This is a genomic window from Mycoplana rhizolycopersici (assembly GCF_013378445.1).
Taxonomy (GTDB): Bacteria; Pseudomonadota; Alphaproteobacteria; order Rhizobiales; family Rhizobiaceae; genus Mycoplana; species Mycoplana rhizolycopersici.
This window is the reverse complement of record NZ_JABXYK010000008.1, coordinates 119,553-136,293: the sequence shown is the minus strand read 5'-3', so window position 1 is coordinate 136,293 and position 16,741 is coordinate 119,553. Positions and strand designations below refer to the sequence as shown.

At 63.9% G+C, this 16,741-nt stretch carries 14 protein-coding genes; 9 read left to right on the top strand and 5 right to left on the bottom strand.

What is annotated here, in order from left to right; all coding sequences use genetic code 11:
- Positions 1 to 174 precede the first annotated feature (174 nt).
- From HV823_RS14680 to HV823_RS14660, 5 genes are all read left to right on the top strand, one after another.
- Entirely contained in the window at positions 175 to 900 is a 726-nt protein-coding gene (locus HV823_RS14680) for a ParA family protein (protein ID WP_176950471.1), read from the top strand.
- A 173-nt stretch (positions 901 to 1,073) separates the two neighbouring features.
- Entirely contained in the window at positions 1,074 to 1,787 is a 714-nt protein-coding gene (locus HV823_RS14675) for a ParA family protein (RefSeq protein WP_176950470.1), read from the top strand.
- Positions 1,788 to 2,097: 310 nt separating this feature from the next.
- Entirely contained in the window at positions 2,098 to 3,621 is a 1,524-nt protein-coding gene (locus HV823_RS14670; protein WP_176950469.1) for a globin-coupled sensor protein, read from the top strand.
- Between the two features lie 287 nt (positions 3,622 to 3,908).
- Positions 3,909 to 4,754 (top strand): AraC family transcriptional regulator, encoded by an 846-nt coding sequence (locus HV823_RS14665; protein WP_246301463.1) that lies wholly within the window; start codon positions 3,909 to 3,911, stop codon positions 4,752 to 4,754.
- 74 nt (positions 4,755 to 4,828) lie between these two features.
- Positions 4,829 to 5,200 carry a cupin domain-containing protein gene (locus tag HV823_RS14660; protein ID WP_176950468.1) on the top strand — a complete coding sequence of 124 codons (372 nt, stop codon included), beginning with the start codon at positions 4,829 to 4,831 and terminating at the stop codon, positions 5,198 to 5,200.
- Between the two features lie 36 nt (positions 5,201 to 5,236).
- On the opposite strand, the gene HV823_RS14655 is transcribed toward HV823_RS14660, so the two are convergent.
- Positions 5,237 to 6,565, bottom strand: coding sequence for a L,D-transpeptidase family protein (locus tag HV823_RS14655; protein ID WP_176950586.1), 1,329 nt, complete (start codon positions 6,563 to 6,565; stop codon positions 5,237 to 5,239).
- 376 nt (positions 6,566 to 6,941) lie between these two features.
- Between HV823_RS14655 and HV823_RS14650 the strand changes: the two genes are divergently transcribed.
- Together HV823_RS14650 and HV823_RS14645 are read left to right on the top strand one after the other, a co-directional pair.
- On the top strand, positions 6,942 to 7,796 hold the full coding sequence (locus HV823_RS14650; RefSeq protein WP_176950467.1) for a DUF4432 family protein: 855 nt from the start codon (positions 6,942 to 6,944) through the stop codon (positions 7,794 to 7,796).
- Between the two features lie 73 nt (positions 7,797 to 7,869).
- The gene (locus HV823_RS14645; RefSeq protein ID WP_176950466.1) at positions 7,870 to 8,208 is read left to right on the top strand and encodes a protein tyrosine phosphatase family protein; all 339 of its coding nucleotides are present in this window, start codon (positions 7,870 to 7,872) and stop codon (positions 8,206 to 8,208) included.
- A 280-nt stretch (positions 8,209 to 8,488) separates the two neighbouring features.
- Here the strand turns inward: HV823_RS14645 and HV823_RS14640 are convergent, their stop codons facing one another.
- The 4 genes from HV823_RS14640 to HV823_RS14625 form a co-directional block, all read right to left on the bottom strand.
- Positions 8,489 to 10,189 (bottom strand): thiamine pyrophosphate-binding protein, encoded by a 1,701-nt coding sequence (locus tag HV823_RS14640; protein WP_176950465.1) that lies wholly within the window; start codon positions 10,187 to 10,189, stop codon positions 8,489 to 8,491.
- Positions 10,186 to 11,382, bottom strand: coding sequence for a succinate--glutarate CoA-transferase (gene caiB, locus HV823_RS14635; RefSeq protein WP_176950464.1), 1,197 nt, complete (start codon positions 11,380 to 11,382; stop codon positions 10,186 to 10,188). The genes HV823_RS14640 and caiB overlap by 4 nt, the downstream gene beginning before the upstream one ends.
- Before the next feature lie 172 nt (positions 11,383 to 11,554).
- Positions 11,555 to 12,508, bottom strand: coding sequence for a DMT family transporter (locus HV823_RS14630; RefSeq protein WP_176950463.1), 954 nt, complete (start codon positions 12,506 to 12,508; stop codon positions 11,555 to 11,557).
- Between the two features lies 1 nt (position 12,509).
- The gene (locus HV823_RS14625; protein WP_176950462.1) at positions 12,510 to 13,463 is read right to left on the bottom strand and encodes an alpha/beta fold hydrolase; all 954 of its coding nucleotides are present in this window, start codon (positions 13,461 to 13,463) and stop codon (positions 12,510 to 12,512) included.
- Positions 13,464 to 13,648: 185 nt separating this feature from the next.
- Here HV823_RS14625 and HV823_RS14620 point away from each other — a divergent pair, with 185 nt between their 5' ends.
- Together HV823_RS14620 and ettA are read left to right on the top strand one after the other, a co-directional pair.
- On the top strand, positions 13,649 to 14,440 hold the full coding sequence (locus HV823_RS14620; RefSeq protein ID WP_176950461.1) for a ribonuclease T2 family protein: 792 nt from the start codon (positions 13,649 to 13,651) through the stop codon (positions 14,438 to 14,440).
- A gap of 302 nt (positions 14,441 to 14,742) precedes the next feature.
- Positions 14,743 to 16,392, top strand: coding sequence for an energy-dependent translational throttle protein EttA (gene ettA / locus HV823_RS14615; RefSeq protein ID WP_176950460.1), 1,650 nt, complete (start codon positions 14,743 to 14,745; stop codon positions 16,390 to 16,392).
- Positions 16,393 to 16,741: the final 349 nt, after the last annotated feature.

Sequence of the window (16,741 nt, the reverse complement as noted above, 5' to 3'; positions counted from 1 at the left end):
GGATCTGCAACTGGCCGGTGACTACGGCCTGCGCGATGTGCGGCCGCCGTGTGGCACGCCGCGTCTCGCCGGCACAAAACTTCGCCTTCTTTACCACTCGTTAGGAACGTTGGCGCAGCCTTCTACGGGGTAGGGCATGCGGCCCGGGCAGGGCATGCCGGTGTTGGAAGGCCGATGGCGGTCATAGCTGTAGCAAATGCAAAGGGCGGTTCGGGCAAGACGACGGCAGCGGTGTTGCTGGCAACGGAACTCGCGCGTTCCGGTTCGGAAGTCGTCATCATAGACTGCGATCCGCTGCGGCTTGCGGCCGGCTGGGCGGACAGATGCGGTGACGGGCGCATATTCGCGATCACGGACGCCACGCCCGCCACCCTGCCGGAATATCTCAGGCGGCTGCACAGGCCGGGCTGCGACGTGATCGTGGACCTTTCGGGCGCGCGCGACGTGCTGCTGGCCTTGACGCTCGGCCTTTGCGACCTCGTTCTCGTACCGGTGCAGGGCAGCGCGATGGATGCTGCGGGCGCCATGCAGGTGATCGAACTGATCCAGTACATCGAGGCCAATGCGCGCGGCAGGATCAACCGTGCCGTCGTGCTCTCGCGCGTCAACCCGCTGGTCACGACGCGGTCGCTGCGCAAGGTGCGCGACCTTCTGCTGCTCCGGGGCATGGCGATGATCGAAACGCCGATCACGGAGCGAGGGGCCTATCGTGAGATGTTCGAGCATTCCGGCACGCTCTACACGCTGAATGAAGCGCGGCGGAGCAGTCTCGAAAAGGCCCGGGGCAACATGCAGGCCTTCGTCCGCGACGTCATGGCGCGCGTGGAAATCGGCGGGCGTAAAGCTGCAGGGCCCTTCGCCCGGATGTGCTACCAGCACGCTGCCGGCGGCCGCGGCTGAGGTGACTGATCTCGATCTCCCGAATGCGGCTTTCCCGGACCGTCAACGCAGGCGTATCCTCCGTTTGCAAATCGTTAACCATGTTCTGAAAGATTGGTTAACAGGGCGCCATCCCGCTTCGCGCCTTTTGCAGAGCGATGAGGGGCTCGTGCCGCTTACATGAGGAATTCGAAATGCCGGTAATCACATTCGCCAACGCAAAGGGTGGAGCGGGCAAGACAACAGCAGCATTGATACTCGCCACCGAACTGGCGGCCCAAGGCTACCGCGTCACCATTCTGGACGCCGATCCGCAACGCTGGATCACCAGCTGGTATGAAGTCTCTGGCGTGCAGCGCAACCTGAGCGTCATCTCCGAGGTTTCGATGGGATCGCTGCAGTCGCACATCCGCGAGAACCGCGATACCACCGACTATTTCATCGTCGACCTGGCGGGTACCCGCGATGCGCTGGTTGCGACTGCGATCGGCCTTTCCGACCACGTGATGATCCCCATCCAGGGTTGTGCGATGGATGCGCGCGGCGGTGCGCAGATCCTCGAACTGCTGCAGCAGATGGATCAGCGCGCGGGTGTACGGATCGACCATTCCGTCGTGCTGACCAGAATGAGCACCGTCGTCACCACGCGTGCCATGGCCGCCATCAAGCAACTGCTTGCCGAGCGCGGCGTGGCCGTCCTCGACACGCCGATCTCCGAGCGGGTCGCGTTTCGTGAGATCTTCGACTGTGGAGGCACGCTGCGATCGATGGATCCGCAGCGCATATCCAACCTCGACAAGGCGCGCGAGAATGCACGGCTCTTCGCCGAGGAAGTCCTGCGCCGCGTTCCCGTCCGGCGCTCCACCGGGACGCGCAGTTCCGTCCGGCACAACGCACGCGCCGCCTGAGGGCGGCACAGCGTCCATCCGCGCTTTAAACGCCTTCGTCACCACGGGTGACGGAGGCGTTTGGGCTTGCATGCGTGCGGAAGCGGAGGCTGCGACCAAACGCGCATGCCGGAGCGCGGCATGAATGGATTTGCTAAAGGAAGAATTTACCATCGCGGGAGTACTAAGATTGACGACTGCCACTTTTCAGACAGGCACGTTTCCCCTGTCGAAGCGCCATGAATCGCGCGAATGACACCGTGCCCGGAAGGGGCGGGGTTTCCGGAAAAATGGGCAATCTATCGCCAAGCCCCTAAGCACGGAAAGATCCATGAGCGCAGCCGCTTCCTCCACCGGCAACAATGCCGACCTCGCGCGTCGTCTCGAATACCTCGCGCTCGATGCGAAGGCCCTGAAGGACCTGCGCTCGCTCAAACCCTTCCTCGAGCGTGAGCTCGCGCCCGCGCTCGACCGGTTCTACACCGTGGTCCGCAAGAGCCCGGAGGTCAGCCACCTGTTCTCCAACGATGCGCACATAAACCATGCGAAGAACGCGCAGCTCGGTCATTGGGGCAGCATCTGGAACGCGGACTTCAACGCGGGATACGCCGCCAAGGTCCTTTCGATCGGAAAGATCCATGCCCGTATCGGGCTGGAGCCGCGCTGGTACATCGGCGGCTATGCATTGATCGTCGAGCATCTTCTGACGGTTGCCCTGAGGGAGATGTGGCCGAAGGCCGGCCTCTTCTCGCGCTCGGAGACCAGCGCTGCGGAAGCCGCGGCGCGCCTGTCCGCGCTGATCAAGGCCGTATTCCTCGACATGGATCTTTCCATCTCGGTCTACATGGATGCCTCGGATGTGTCCAAGCAGCAGGCGGTGCAGGAAAAGACGGTTGGCGAGGAGCGGCGGATCGTCAGCGACAGCTTCGGTGCCGCGTTGAAGCGCATTGCAGACGGTGATCTGACGGCGCGCATCGAGGGCGGCCTGCCGGAAGCCTACGAATCGCTTCGCAGCGACTTCAACCATGCCATCTCCGCGCTCTCTGCCGCCATCAGCGGCATCAATGCCGGCGCAGGTTCGATCAACGTCAGCGTCCGCGAAATCGCGGCCGCGTCCGACGATCTTGCCAAGCGCACCGAGCGGCAGGCGGCCAATCTCGAGGAAACGGCCGCCGCGGTCGAGGAAGTCACGACGACGGTGCGCCAGACGGCACAGAGCGCCAACGAGGCCAACACGCTCGTCGTCGCCGCACGCGGCAATGCCGAACGCAGCGGCGAGGTCGTCGAGCAGGCGATCTCCGCCATGCAGGAGATCCAGCAGTCGTCGGCCAGCATCGCCAACATCATCGAAGTCATCGACGAGATCGCCTTCCAGACCAACCTTTTGGCGCTGAATGCCGGTATCGAGGCGGCGCGTGCCGGCGAGGCGGGCCGCGGCTTTGCGGTCGTCGCATCCGAGGTGCGGGCGCTGGCTCAGCGTTGCGCCGATGCCGCAAAGGACATTCAGGACCTGATCGCCAAGTCGCACGGCCAGGTCGAAGACGGCGTGCGCTCGGTCAACGAAGTCGCCCAGTCGCTCCGCCAGATCGTCACCCAGGTGGTGGAAGTCAGCTCGGTCTTCTCGGCGATCCGCGCCAGCACGGCCGAGCAGGCCACCGGCCTGCAGGCCGTCAACCAGGCGATCAACGCCATGGACCAGATCACCCAGCAGAATGCTTCGATGGTGGAGCAGGCCAATGCAGCCAGCCAGGCGCTGACGCAGGAGGCGGCCTCGATCGCGACCCAGCTCAGCGCCTTCCGCACCAGCGGCCAGGCGGTCGCAGCACCCTCCAACGGCTACGTCCGCGCCGCGTGACGGGGTTCGGAAGACGGCGCCAGCCGCGCCGTCTTCCTCCCTCGATGCTTCAGACTACGGAGGCGAAAAGCACGGCTCCTATGGCCAGCTCCCAACTGAAATGAAGAATCCGACGGATATGGATGTCGAATTCCATTCCGGCATGGGCGGTTAGCTTGCCGAGAATATCGTCGTGACGCATTCTGCTTGCCTGTCACGGAACTGCCTATTTCGCGACGTTGCAAGCTTCAGTCGTAAAACCGCCGCTTTAGCGGGAAGTATTCCGGCTTTGATGGAGGGATAGTCGCTTGGATGCGGGAGCGGGCGCAGTCGAGGAATTGTCGGCCGGTGTCGCCGCTGGCTGGATCAGTCTTGCCTCCGGCATGGACGGGTGCGAACGCATCGAAGCGTTTTTCTCCGGCCAAGCCTATGAGCCGCACCGTCATGATACCTACGCCATCGGGCGCACGATTTCCGGCGTCCAGCGGTTCCATTACAGGGGACAGGTCAGTGACGGCTTTCCCGGCAACGCGATCGTTCTGCATCCTGACGAACTGCACGACGGACAAGCAGGGACCGAGGACGGTTTTCACTACAGGATGATCTATCTGGATCCGGCGCTCGTGCAAAAAGCTCTCGGGGGGTGCAGGTCGCTTCCGTTCATTGCTGGAGGCGTGTCGGACGACCCACGACTGCTGAAGGCGATCGACGGCATTGTCGCTCATATGTCCGAGCCGATGGAAGCGCTTCAATACGATGATGCCGTTTTCGATCTTGCTCACGCCTTGCAAGCGGCCGCATCACCCTCTGGCGCGCGAAACTTCGCGCCGCTTGACTATCGGGCTGCGGATACGGCCCGCGAGTTTATCCGAGACGTCGCAGGAGAGGCGGTTTCCCTGGCGCAACTGGAGCGGGTTACGGGGCGGGACAGATGGAAGCTATCGCGCGATTTCAGGGCACTGTTCGGCACCAGTCCCTACCGTTACCTGATCCTGCGCCGGCTTGATCGGGCCAAGGTCGCAATCATCGAGGGGCAGCCGCTGGTCCAGGCGGCCCTGGATGCCGGATTTGCCGATCAGGCGCACTTTACGAGGCATTTCCGTAATGCCTTCGGCATGACGCCCGCCCGCTGGAGAAAGCTGGTCCACGCCTGAGAGCTGCACGATCGTTCAAGATGGGAGTGGCGGAAATCTCTAGTTTTGCTCATTCGACAATGGAGCAAGACAAAATGAAGAAAACACACCAAGCCATCAATTTTTCGGAAAAGTTCGCAAAGATTACGGATCTCTGGCAGCCGCGTGTCATTGCGGAAATGAATGACTACCAGTTCAAGGTCGTGCGTATCGAGGGAGATTTCATCTGGCATGACCATACCGATACGGACGAAACATTCATCGTTCTGCGCGGTCAGCTACGGATTGATTTTCGCGATGGTGCCGTTTCAATAGGTCCCGGCGAAATGTTCGTTGTTCCCAAAGGCGTCGAACACAAGCCTTTCGCAGAGAAAGAAGTTCACCTCCTGCTCATCGAGCCGCGCGGCGTTCTCAACACTGGTCATGCTGGCGGTGACCGCACAGCGCAAAACGACATCTGGATTTGAGACCGTCTTTCTCGTCTTCAGCGATCTCCGTGATCGTCAGTCGACGAACTCGACGGTCACGCCCTTCGATGTCATCTTGGCAAGTTCGGTCGCATCCCAGTTGGTCAGGCGGATGCAGCCGTGGCTCTGCGTCTTGCCGATCTTGGAAGGTTCCGGCGTGCCGTGGATGCCGTAGGTCGGCTTCGACAGTGCGATCCAGACCGTGCCGACCGGGCCGTTGGGGCCGGGCTGCAGGGTCAGCACCTTGTCGTTGGCACCCTGCTGGAAATTGATCTTCGGATTGTAGGTGTAGTTCGGATTGAGGGCGATGCGCTCCACCGTCACCGTGCCGGATGGCGAGGGCGTGTCGGCCGAACCGATGCTGGCGGGATAGGCGGCAATGAGCGTGCCGGCCTCGTCATAGGCGAGCACCTGCTTTCGGCCCTTGTCGGCCAGGATCTTTGCAACCTTGCCCTTCTTCGGCTCGCCGACATTGATCACCTTGACGATGGTGCCGGGGATGGAGAAGTCCACGCCGGGGTTCATCTCCTTCAGATATGCCTCGTCCATGTGGAAGCGCTCGGCGAGCATTTCCGTGGTGGAGGTGAAGGAGAGGGCGGGGAGTGCGGCCTTGTGCGCGTAGTCTTCCGGAATGGAGGCGACATAGGGGCCGGCGGCGTCCGCGGGCGTGATTTCATAGGTGATAAAGGGCAAGCCACCGTTCATGCGCAGCCGTTCGACGATTGCCTCGGTGTCGTTGGGATCGAGCGTTTCGCCGGTCGCGACCTGCCAGGCTTCGATGGCCTTGGTGACGTTCGAGCCCTTCTTGCCGTCGATGACGCCGGGGGAGAAGCCTTCGCGATCCAGAAACACCTGGAGTGCCGTCACCTCGGCCGACGACTTCTTGCCGATCGGGGTTGCGGACGGAAAGCGTGGGCCGGGCACGAAGTCCGACTGCCCGCCGAAGGGCGCTTCCGGCAGGGACGCCATGTCGTTGCCGCCGTCCGGCGGGTACTCGGCTTGCGGATAGGCTTCACCGGGCATGGGTTCGGACAACGTCGAGCGATCGACGGCGCCCGGAGTGCGATCCCGATAGTCGGGCACGGATCCGGTCGTCAGATCGTCGCCGAAATCGCCGCTGCCCGGAGCCGGCGGAAAATAGTCCGGGGAGGTCTCCGGAAAGCCTTCAACCTGGCGGTAGCGGTCGCGGCGGAAGTCGCGCCGTTCGCCGCGCGCGAAATAGCGCTCGGCCGGCATCGCGGTCGCGACGATGTTGCCCCAGGCATCGATATAGACGCGCCGTCCCTGGCCGTCGCGGGCGGCGCGGACGCTGCCGTCTGCAGGGATGTAGTCCAGAAGATCGCCTTCCGGCGTGACGAGGACCATCCGTTCGCGGCGTTCCCCGTAGACGCTCTGGGCGCTGGCGGGGGCGGCAGCGAGGACCGCTGCGAGCGTAAGCAGAGAAATGCTTGTTTTCAAAACGGAATTCACGGAATCAACCTGTCGTCAGCGCTAATTTTGGGGACGTCGCACTCAATTTCGACCTTAATATGGAAAAAGTGAAATGACGGTTAACGGACTACTAACATTTGCATCGCCCGTCCCGCCAGACCATCCTTGTCGCCGACATCACCCTGCATGGGAGCCACAACGCGTCGCCGCTGCGACGTGTTCCCGATGAGGGGCGCAACAGGGCGAAAGCGGTATCGGATTTGCCCGGGGTGGGCTAGCATCGCCGCAAAAGACGATTCCGGGAGAAGACATGACCCTCGCCCTGACCGCCGAAAACGGCGTGCACAGTTTCGATATCGCGCTTGATCCCAGGTCGGCCCTTGATCTCAGGGAGGCGGTCTTCCGCGGCGTCAATCTGGCGCCCGGTTCGGCCATCCCCTCGGACGGCGATCCGCGGATAGACAGGGCGCTGCCGGGCTTCATGTTCACCTGTGGCCCGGATCACATCCGTCATCCGGAGCCGGTGGAGGGCGCGGCCGACGGGCGGCGCTATCCGTTGCACGGCTCGCTGTCGTCGCATCCGGCCAAGGACATCCTGTTCGAGGAGGACGAGGGCGAGGTCGTGTGTTCGGCGCGTATTCCGGTAGCGCTCGCAAATGGCGAGACGGCGGAGATGACGCGGCTGTGGCGGGCCGATCGCAAGACCGGCCATATCACGCTCGACGACAAGGTGGCGAATACGGGCAACCGCGGCTGGCCGCCGGTCGCGATGTACCACATCAATTTCAATACCCGGCTGTTCGATGACGGAACCCGGCTGACCGGAGCGATGCTGGAGGGCGGCAGCCTGCCGTGGCGGTTTGGCGAGGGCGACATGCGGATCTTCTGCGTTTCCGCATCGGAGAGCGCAAAGCATGGATGGGCGGAGGTTGCAATCGGCCCGATCGCGGCACTCGGCGGGCGCAGCCTGCATCTGCGCTTCCGCGTCGATACGCTGCCCTACCTGCAGGTCTGGCGCAACCAGTCGCCCGGCTGCCACGTGATGGGGCTGGAGCCGGTGTCGCACCGGCTGGCGGGTCGCGAAGAACTGATCGCATCCGGCGAGATGAAGGATTTCGCACCCGGAGAGACGGTCGACTACGGTCTTTCCTTCGAACTGCGCTGAACCGGGCGCAATTGACGTCCGGCGCGGGCGAGCCTACATCGGACGCCAGCAGAACTCAGGAAGGGCACGCATCATGGACATTCGCGCGGTCAACGACGAATACTCGGTCTCCGGGCAGATCAGCGTCGAGGATCTGGACGAGATCAAGGCGATGGGCTTCAAGTCGATCGTGTGCCACCGGCCCGACCATGAAAGCCCCGACCAGCCGGAATTCGCAGCGATTGCGGCGCGGGCTGGCGAGCTGGGCCTCGATATCCGCCACATTCCGGTCGGCACCATGGGCGTGACGGCGGACGCCGTTCGCGACATGGTCGACGCGCTGGACGAGTTGCCGCGGCCGATGCTGGGCTACTGCCGCTCCGGCGCACGTTCCACCAACATCTACGGCCAGACGCAGCACCTGCGCGGCTGACGTGGTCCCGGGACGGCAGTCTGGGCCCATAGTACACGACATTCAGAGGTCACTTTAAGAGGTCGCTTTGCTAGACGGTCTCGATCTTGGTCGTGATTAAAGATGCTACCCGCTTCCGTCTTCCCGGCCTTGAGCCGGGAACCAGTGCGATCAAGTCTTTGATCGCACTAATCTTTTCGCCTTGCGGGCGCAAGGCGGCTGGATTCCGGCACCGTGGCCGGAATGACGGAAGCGGGGGATATCATACTCATGCAACACTTCCGCCTCTGCTGGAAATGCTCTAGCGGCCGTCCCTGATCTGCGAGAGCGTGCGCGCGGGCGTGATCGCTTCGGGATCGAGCTTCACCTCGATGATGGCAGGCTTGCCGCTCTCGCGCGCGCGCAGGAATGCGGGCGCGAACTCCTCCGTCTTCGCCACCACCTCGCCATGGCCGCCATAGGAGACGGCCAGGGCTGCGAAATCGGGATTGGTGAGGCCGGTGGCGCTGACGCGTCCGGGGTATTCACGCTCCTGATGCATCCGGATTGTGCCGTACATGCCGTTGTTGATCACGATCGCGATGATCGGGAGGTTGTAGCGGACGGCGGTGGCGAATTCCTGCCCGTGCATCAGGAAGCAGCCGTCGCCGGCAAAGCAGACGACCTCGCGTTGCGGATGAAGCGTCTTGGCCGCAACGGCCGCCGGCAGGCCGTAACCCATCGAGCCGGACGTTGGCGCCGCCTCCGTGCCGAAGCGGCGATAGCGGTGAAAGCGGTGCACCCAGACGGCATAGTTGCCGGCGCCGTTGGTGAAGATCGCATCGTCAGGCACATTTTCTTCGAGCCAGGCCATGATCGGCCCCATGTGGACGTCGCCGGGTCCGGTGACGGGAGGCGTCGACCAGGTGCGGTAGGTCGCGTGCATCGCCTTAGTCCGCTCCGTCCAGCGCGGCGGTGCAGCGGGCGAGAGGCCGGCAAGGGCCGCCACGAAATCCGCCGGGCTTGCGCAAATCGCAAGCTCGGGCCGATAGACGCGGCCCAACTCGGAAGGATCGGGGTGCACGTGCACCAGCGTCTGCTGCGGGTAGGGCACGCTCAGCAGCGTATATCTGGAAGAGGGCATTTCCGAGTAGCGGTCACCCAGCAGGAGGACGAAATCGGCCTCGCGAATCTCGTCTGCCAGCGCCGGATTGATGGCGACGCCGGAATCGCCGGCATAGTTCGGATGCAGGTGGTCGAACAGCATCTGCCGGCGGAAGGAACAGGCGACAGGCAGGGCGAAGCGCTCGGCGAAGGCGGTGAAGGCTGCGACGCTCTCTTCCGTCCAACGCGTCCCGCCGAGGATGGCGATCGGTCGCTCCGCCTTTCCCAGCAGGTCCCTGAACGTTTCGAGCTGCGCTGGGCCGGGATGGGCCTCGACGGGAACGTAGGGCCTTGCTGCCACCGCCTCCACCGTGTCGGTCAACATGTCCTCCGGCAGCACCACGACGACCGGACCGGGCCTTCCAGAGGTCGCGACCGCAAAGGCGCGGGTGACGAATTCCGGGATTCGGCGCGCATCGTCGATCTCGGCCACCCATTTGGCGACCTCGGTAAAGGCGCGGCGGTATTCGATCTCCTGGAACGCCTCGCGCTCGCGGGCTTCGCGCTGGACCTGGCCGATGAACAGGATCATCGGCACCGAATCCTGCCGGGCGATGTGCAGGCCGGCGGAAGCATTGGTGGCGCCGGGGCCGCGGGTGACCATGCAGATACCCGGCTCGCCGGTCAGCCGGCCCCAGCAGTCCGCCATCATTGCCGCGCCGCCTTCCTGGCGGCAGACGACGACGTCGATATCGGTGTCGTGCAGCGCGTCGAGCACGGCGAGGAAGCTCTCTCCGGGCACGCAGGAGAGGCGCTTCACGCCGTTTGCGACGAGCGCATCGACGATGAGTTGACCGCCCGTCCTGGGGGCGATGCCGCCGGAAGCCTCAGGCGAACCATGCGTCACGGGCGCGTTCATGCAGACTTCCTTTTTTCTTCGATGGCTTCGAGTTCGGCGAGGATCTCGGCCGAATGTTCGCCGAGACGCGGGCTCGGACGGTTGTAGAACAGCGGCGTTTCGGAGAAGACGATCGGGGTGCGCACGCCGGGTATGGTGTTGCCTTCGCTGTCGGCAAGATCCAGCCGCATGCCCCGCGCCTTGATCTGGGGGTCGTCGAAGGTTTCGGCGATCGAGTTGATCGGGCCGGCCGGCACGCCGTTGCGTTCGCAGGCGGAAAGCAGGTCGGCCTTGGTCCAGTTGCGGCTCTGCTCCAGGATCAGCGGGCGCAGGTCAGCCCGATGTTTGACGCGGGACTTGTTGGTGGAGAAGCGCTCGTCTGCCGGCAGGTCTTCGCGGCCGAGGATCGCGCAAAAACGCTGGAATTGCCCGTCGTTTCCGACCGCAAGGATGATGTGGCCGTCGGCCGTCTCGATCACCTCGTAGGGGGTGATGTTCGGGTGGGCGTTCCCGAGCCGGGTGGGGGCGACGCCCGACACGAGGTAGTTCATGTTCTGGTTCGCCATGACGGCGGACTGCACGTCGAGCAGGGCCATGTCGATCTGCTGGCCCTTGCCGGTCCGCATGGCGTAGATCAGGGCGGCCTGAATGGCGGCCACTGAATAGATGCCGGTAAAGATGTCGGCAATGGCGACGCCGGCCTTCATCGGCTCGCCATCCGGCGCACCGGTCACCGACATAAAACCGGACATGCCCTGGACGATATAGTCGTACCCCGCCCGGGCGGCATATGGCCCGTCCTGCCCGAAGCCGGTGATGGCGCAATAGACGAGCCTGGGATTTTCGGCTGCAAGGCTCTTGTAGTCGAGCCCGTATTTCTCAAGCCCGCCGACCTTGAAGTTCTCGATGACCACGTCGGCGGTGCGAACGAGCCGGCGGGCGACCTCGAGGTCCTCCGCCGAGCGGAAATCCAGCGTGATCGCGCGCTTGTTGCGGTTGGTCGAATGGTAGTAGGCAGAGGAGAGGTTCTCGCCGTCTCTGCCGGTGACGAAGGGCGGGCCCCAGGCACGGGTGTCGTCGCCGCCGTCGGGGTTTTCGACCTTGATCACGTCGGCGCCGAGATCGGCCAGCATCTGGCCCGCCCAGGGGCCAGCAAGCACGCGCGCAAGTTCGATGACACGGATGCCGGAGAGCGGCAGGGTCTTCACGTCCATGGGTATCCTCCTCGCCGGCGCCGGAGGGACCTTTTCGGCTTCTTGCTGCCGGCACGGGCGTTCTGGATACCAAAGTTGGCCGGCCGGCGATAGCGCCATGGCGGCATGAGTTGATGAGCGTCCGGACTAACCGCCTGGCATTTCTCAATTCTCGCCGGACAACTGCTGCTCCTCAGACAATCGGCAGCGGTGGCGGCTGCATCGCCCGCCTGCGCAGCCTGTGCTCCCGCCAGATCACATAGAGGCCGGAGCCGATGATGATGCCGATGCCGAACCATTTGAGCGCATCGGGCAGGTCGCCGAAGACCCACCAGCCGAGCACTGTTGCCGAAACAATTTCCAGATATTGCAGCGGAGCCAGCACCGAGGCCGGCGCATGGCGGTAGGCATAGGCGCCGAAGATGCCGGAGATCGTTGCTGCGATGCCGGCACCGACGATGTAGATCACGGTATCGCCCTGCGGCATCACGGCGGTGAACATCGGCCAGCCGAAATGGACGCCTGCCGCGAGCGCGATCACAGTGAAGCCTGCGCCCCACAGGCCGGTGTGCAGTTGCATCGACCACGGGTCCTCGCTCTGTGCGGCCATGCGGGTGATCAGGAAGAATATGGCCAGACAGAAGGCCGAGACGATCGGCAGAAGCGCCACCGGGCCGACCTCCTGAAGGCTCGGCTGGATGACGAGCAGGGCGCCCATGAAGCCGACCGCGCAGGCCGTGTAGCGACGCCAGCCGATGGTCTCCTTGAGGAAGATCGCGCCGAGGATCGTCAGGATGATCGGCTCGACGAAGAAGATCGCCAGCGCATCGGCGAGCTCCATCACCGAAAGCGCCGTGACGAAGCTGATCATGACGATCGCCGTCATCAGGCCGCGCACGGCATGCAGCGCCACCTTCTTGCGCGTCAGGTCGAGCAGCGACCCGCGCCAGAGCACGATCGGCAGCAGCGTCAGCGTCTGGAACACGAAGCGGCACAGCGTGATGACCGTTGCCGGCACGTCGGCCACCGCGAGTTTGGAAAAGATGTCGATAACCGGGGCCAGCAGCACCGAAACCACCATCAGGGCAAGGCCGAGGCCGACCTCGTTGCGGACGGCTCCTCTGGGGGAGGCGGCGTGCGTGCTCATGTCAGTCACCGGAAGTTTCTCGGGTTGCAACCACCTTCAGGCACCAGCGGACGAAATCCTCAAGGGGCTTTTCGCGCAGATCCCGCCGCTCGTTCAGCGTTTCGTGGCGAAGACCCCGATAGACCACTGCCATCACCTCGGCAAGGCCCGAATTCTTCATGCGCCGGGCAAGCCAGGTTGTCGCCCGGCCGAAATCCGTGGCCGGGTCCTCGTCGCCGCCGGCGATATGGATGGGCAGGGAGCGCGGCAGCCGGGCAAGGCGCGCGCGGTCGGCGCCGGAATAGGCGAGGCGGAAGATGTCGAGCCACAGCGACACGCTGGCATCGAAGCCGCAGAGCGGATCGGCCAGATAGAGCTCGACCTGCTTTGGATCGTGCGAGAGCCAGTCGAACTCCGTACGGCGATCCGGCACGGCCTTGCCCCACGCCGCGAAGGTGAGACGCGGCAGCAGGTCGCTCGGCACATCGGAACCCTTGAACATACGTTCGGCGAGCAGTAGCGCCTGGGCGGCGCGGCCCGAAACGCCCGGCCGGTGATTGGCGTTCCAGACGGCGAGGGCGTCGATCTTTTCGGGATAGGCCTCGGCAAAGGCGAGCGCGAGCAGGCCGCCCATCGAGTGGCCGAACTGGATGATCGGCAGGCCGGGGTGCAGGGCCACCGCCATCTCCCGCACGGCGAGCATGTCCCGCAGCGCCATGTCGTGCCCATCCCGCGCGGCGAAACGGCCGAGCGGCGCGTCCGGAGCGGTCGTGGCGCCGTGGCCGCGATGGTCGTGGGCGTAGACTTGAAAGCCGCTGGCGGCGAGGTGTTCGGCGAACGGTCCATAGCGGCCGGCATGCTCCGCCAGGCCGTGGCTGATGAGGACGATACCCTTTGACCCGGCGCTGCTTCCGGCATGGCGCAGCGCAAGCGTGGCGCCGGTGGGGCTCTCCAGAGCGCGCGTTTGCGAAAACATGTGCGAAGGGCCTTTGACGGTTGGGATGACGGGGACGGTTGGGATGACGCGAGCATCAAATTGATTTCCTCCGCAATTGCAATCGCGCCCTTCAGGCGACCAGTCGATGTGGTAAAATTTATGGTTGCATGGTTCGCGCTTTTGTTGATTAATGTTTATGTTTTGTTCTATTTCTGGAGCGTGTCATGGCGATACCCGGATTTGCATGGCTCAGAACTGTTGTGTGCGGCTCTTGGGGCCGCGCGCTTTTTTCTTTCTTTTTCTCTCTTGCGATCGCAGTGTCGGGGCCGGCGCTTTCCGCGCCATTACCGGCGGAAGTGCCGGACGGCGCCGACGGCTCCGCAACTCGCCACGTGCTGGCCCTCGGCTGGCAGCCGGGCTATTGCCTGGTCCGGCCAAAGATTGCGGAATGCGAGAAGGCTGCTGGGCAGGGGCTGGCGCCGCGCCTCGGCCTGCATGGCCTCTGGCAGGTGAAGAAGAGCTACTGCGGCATCGACGCGGAACTGAAAAAACGCGACCGGTCGCGAAACTGGGATGATCTGCCGAAGCTCGTTCTTTCGGATGGCACACAGGCGCGGCTTGCGGCGGCGATGCCCGGTGTCGCTTCCGGTCTCGACCGGCACCAATGGCTGATGCACGGAACCTGCCATGCGGCGACGGCCGAAGACTATTTTTCCCGCTCCCTCGACATGCTGGACGCCGTCAACCGCTCGGCAGTCGGAGCGTTCTTCACGAGCAGGGCAGGAACGGCCGTGACGATTTCGGAGGTGGGCGCAGCCTTCGATGAGGCTTTCGGTGCAAGCGCCGGTGAGCGGGTGCGGCTGCGGTGCCGCAGCGTGGACGGCAAGGAGATCGTCACCGGCGTAACGATCGGGCTGGCGGCTGCGGAAGGCGAGCTTTCGGCGCTGGTCCTGAAGGCAGCCCCGACGAAGCAGGATTGCAAGGCCGGGCTTCTTGCCGCCGCAGGTGGCCAGTAGGGAGCCGTGGCCAATGGCGGGCGATTGCGTGGCGCCCCGGGGAGGGAAGGTCGGGGAAGCTGTGGAGTGGTAGACGGCAGTCGGTGAAGGGTGGACGCATCAGGCTTCGGGGGGGGAAATGGAGCGGAGGCTCCGCGACGCTTACCGGCAACGCGGGCTGCCGGATGCCCGGATCGCTGCGCTGCCTGCGCCGAAGATGTTCTTGCGACAATTCACTGGCGCGGGCTGCGGCCGCATTGCCGCTGCGGACGAATTCGCCTACATAGCGGGCAAAATCCCTTTCGATGCGGAGCACACGCGTTATGGCACGTCAGTTCATCTATCACATGGCCGGGCTCAACAAGGCCTACGGCAACAAGAAGATCCTGGAAAACATCCACCTTTCCTTCTACCCGGACGCCAAGATCGGCATTCTCGGCCCGAACGGCGCCGGTAAGTCGACGGTGCTGAAGATCATGGCGGGTCTCGACAAGGAGTGGACGGGCGAGGCTTGGCTCGCCGACGGCGCGACGCTCGGCTACCTGCCGCAGGAGCCGCAGCTCGATGCGTCCAAGACCGTGATGGAGAACGTCATGGAAGGGGTCGCCGACAAGAAGGCGATCCTCGACCGCTACAACGAGCTGATGATGAACTATTCGGACGAGACGGCCGAAGAGGGCTCCAAGCTGCAGGACATCATCGACAGCCAGAACCTCTGGGACCTCGAAAGCCAGGTCGAGATGGCAATGGACGCGCTGCGCTGCCCGCCCGGCGATTCGTCGGTGGAGAAGCTGTCCGGCGGCGAAAAGCGCCGCGTGGCGCTCTGCCAGCTCCTGCTGCGCCAGCCCGACCTGCTGCTGCTCGACGAACCGACCAACCACCTCGACGCCGAAACGATCGCCTGGCTGGAAAAGCACCTGCGCGAATATCCGGGCGCGATCCTGATGGTCACCCACGACCGCTACTTCCTCGACAACGTCACCGGCTGGATTCTCGAACTCGACCGCGGCCGTGGCATCCCCTACGAGGGCAACTACTCGGCCTACCTCAATGCCAAGGCCAAGCGCATGGCACAGGAGGATCGCGAGGAGGGCGCCCGCCAGAAGGCCCTGTCGCGCGAACAGGAGTGGATCGCATCCTCGCCAAAGGCCCGCCAGGCCAAGTCGAAGGCCCGTATCCGTGCCTATGACGAACTGGTGGCAGCCGCCGAAAACCGTCGCCCCGGCGAGGCGCAGATCATCATTCCCGTCGGCGAGCGCCTCGGCCAGGTGGTCATCGAAGCCGAAAACCTCACCAAGTCCTACGGCGACCGGGTGCTCTTCGAAAACCTCACCTTCAAGCTGCCGCCCGGCGGCATCGTCGGCGTCATCGGACCGAACGGCGCGGGCAAGTCTACCCTGTTCAAGCTGATCACCGGTCAGGAAAAGCCGGATTCCGGCGAGATCCGCATCGGCGAAACCGTTGATCTCGGCTATGTCGACCAGAGCCGCGACCATCTCGACGGCGGCAAGACCGTCTGGGAAGAAATCTCCGGCGGCAATGACGTCCTGAAGCTCGGCAAGTTCGAGATGAACTCCCGCGCCTATTGCGGCGCCTTCAACTTCAAGGGCGGCGACCAGCAGCAGAAAGTCGGCAATCTCTCGGGCGGTCAGCGCAACCGCGTGCATCTCGCCAAGATGCTGAAGAGCGGCGGCAACGTCATCCTGCTCGACGAACCGACCAACGACCTCGACACCGAGACGCTCGGTGCGCTCGAGGATGCTCTCGAAAACTTCGCCGGCTGCGCCGTCATCATCAGCCACGACCGCATGTTCCTCGACCGCCTCGCCACCCATATCCTCTCTTTCGAAGGCGATAGCCATGTCGAATGGTTCGAAGGCAACTTCGAGGACTACGAGCAGGACAAGATCCGCCGCCTCGGCCCCGACTCCGTCAATCCGAAGCGCGTGACCTACAAGCGCCTGACGCGCTAAGGACAGTTTGCTTCTCGACATTCCGGGCGCAGTCGCGATGCGGCTGCGCCCGGTGCGTTTGTGATCCTTGCGGCGGCAAAGGCTTTGCGCGCCTTCAGGCCGAAACAGATGTTTCAAGGCTTTGATTTTGCGCAGTCATCACGCAAGACCGCAGCACATTTTCGCGCGATACCTTAAATTCCCTGCTGCCGGCGCAGGTCATCGGAAATGCCAGGCGATTGGCTGGCGCGTTGCCACAAGCTTTGCCGGGATCACTAATTGCGGGTCATCGCTTGCTGTGGTGGCAGGTCGCAGAGTTGCTTCGCTCCATTGCAATACGCGCCGGCAGGACGGACGCGGTTGCCCGCCG